Source organism: Arhodomonas sp. KWT (genome assembly GCF_010993615.1).
Genome location: NZ_WNXE01000085.1, coordinates 2,683 through 4,714, shown reverse-complemented (window position 1 = coordinate 4,714; position 2,032 = coordinate 2,683). Strand labels below are relative to the sequence as shown.

3 protein-coding genes are annotated in these 2,032 nt (G+C 71.6%); 1 reads left to right on the top strand and 2 read right to left on the bottom strand.

Features of this window, described 5'->3' with window-relative positions; genetic code table 11:
* The coding region (locus tag G7A99_RS12415; protein ID WP_163140575.1) for a tetratricopeptide repeat protein at nucleotides 1-301 on the top strand (301 nt) is incomplete at its 5' end.
* 465 nt (nucleotides 302-766) lie between these two features.
* On the opposite strand, the gene G7A99_RS12410 is transcribed toward G7A99_RS12415, so the two are convergent.
* Nucleotides 767-1,339, bottom strand: coding sequence for a YfaZ family outer membrane protein (locus G7A99_RS12410; RefSeq protein WP_163140573.1), 573 nt, complete (start codon nucleotides 1,337-1,339; stop codon nucleotides 767-769).
* Between the two features lie 128 nt (nucleotides 1,340-1,467).
* Nucleotides 1,468-2,032: thiopurine S-methyltransferase (locus tag G7A99_RS12405; protein ID WP_240466268.1), on the bottom strand; the 565-nt coding region annotated here is incomplete at its 5' end.

Sequence of the window (2,032 nt, the reverse complement as noted above, 5' to 3'; positions counted from 1 at the left end):
GGCGCTGCCGCCGCTCTACCAGGCGGCGCGGGCGGGCAATCCGCGGGCGCAGTACGCGCTGGGCTACATGTACTACTACGGCCAGGGGGTGGTGGCGGACTCCGGGCAGGCGGTGCAGTGGATCCGGCGCGCGGCACGGGCCGGCGACCCCCTCGCCGTGGAGGCGCTGGGACGGCTCGCCGGGAGCGTGACCCTCGATGAACGCACCCGCAGCAGCCCGGCCACGGACGACACCGCGGAGCCGGACAGGCCGGCCCCCGGCGAACCGGATGCCCCCCCGCCGCCCGCGACGACGGAATAGAGACGCGGGGCGGGCACCGTCGCCCAGGGGCGCGGCGGCGCCGTTCGATAGACCGCGGGAGACAGGAGCCGTCCACGCCTGCGGCATAAAGCGTCTCTGAGCGCGCCTCCGGCGGGATGCCGGCTGCCAGGAGCAGCCGACCTACTGGTCCCGGCCCACGGCGTGGCATTGCCGTTAACGGGGATGACGACAGACCGCCGGCAACCGCACGGGACGTCGCACACCTGCGGTGCGCGACCTACAGCCCTGCTAGGCATAGCCAACACCCGTCCGGCCGCGCCCCCGGGTAGGTCGGGCACGGCCGCAGGCCGTGTGCGACTTCGCCCCGACGCTCCGGCCCCGCTCGTCACGTGCCCGACCACGCCCGGGGCGCCGGGCGAAGGGCCACGCGGGACGGGAGACGTCGCACGCCTGTGGCGCGCGACCTACGCGTAGCGAAGACTCCCGGGCCCCGCCGAGACCGGACTAGAAGTCCAGGCGCAGGCCGACGTGGACGGAGGAGTCCAGCGTCTCGGTGTCATCGGTCTTGCCGTTGCCGACGCGGACATTGCGGTAACCGAGATACGCGTGGGCGTTCTTCAGTACCAGGTACTCCGCACGCACACCGACCTCGGTGTAATGATCGACATCGCCCCCGGAGGTCACGTCCGGCGCGAAGTAGCCGTGGCCGGCGAAGGCGAGGCGGTTCCACTGCGGCGCGGTCCACTCAAAGCGCCCGCCGAGCCCCACCGCTGCGCCGTCGGCGTCACGGCGGTCGAGGTCCGCGTAGAACAGCTTCCCGCCGATGCCCACGTTCAGGGCACCACGGCCCGCCGCGGCGTCGTTCACCATGAGCAGCCCGGCACCGAGGACGTCGCCGTTGTCCTGGTGGTGGAGCCAGTCGGCGTTCACCTCCAGGCCGTCCCCGGACTGGAGCTGGTGGCGGCCGCCAAAGCGGAGGGCGTCGTCGCTGAGATTGAGGTCCAGCGAGGACGCCGTCGCCGCCGCGCTGGCGAGCAGCGTCGAGGTCAGTGCGACCGCGCGAACTGCATTCTTCATCGATTCACTCCTGGGATACGTAATTTTGGGTGTTCCCCTCCCCCTCCTGTCCGCTGACACAGCGTATGACGGAAAGGTTTCGGAACACAGGGGGACAATCCCGCCCGGGGGCCGGCGGCGCGGGACTGTCATGCATCCGGCGACAGTGCCTCTCCCGCTGCGCCCGACCGGCGACGCATACGGAAGACGAGCTCGTCGAGGGCGGTGAGACCGCGCTCGCGGAAACGCTCGTTGGCCGCCAGCGCCGGCTCGCAGGCGAGCCGCTCGATCTCGAACGCCCCGCCCAGGAGGCCCTCGACCTCATCGGCGGGCACGGAGAACGGCGGGCCCTTCATCTCGGACTGATCGTAGTCGAGGGTTATCAGCAGGCCCCGCGTGCCGTCCGGAAGGATGCGGGCGAGATGCTCCGCGTAGCCCGGGCGCATGTGCGGCGGCAGGGCGATGAGCGCGGCACGGTCGTAGACGGCGGCAACGTCCGCGAGATCACTCGCGCGCAGATCGAAGAAATCGCCCTCGTAGAGGGTGACGCCACCGGCGCGCCAGCTCGGGATACGCCCCTCGTGACGCTCCGGCTGCCAGCCCTGCTCGGCGAAAAAGCGCTCAATGGCGGTCGCCGAGAGCTCGATGCCCACGACCTCGTGGCCGAGCCCGGCGAGCCAGGCCATGTCCAGGCTGGCACCGCACAACGGCACA

Bases quoted from the DNA above. Each gene is read 5' to 3' on its own strand.
- G7A99_RS12410 (WP_163140573.1), bottom strand. From the start codon at position 1,339: ATGAAGAATGCAGTTCGCGCGGTCGCACTGACCTCGACGCTGCTCGCC.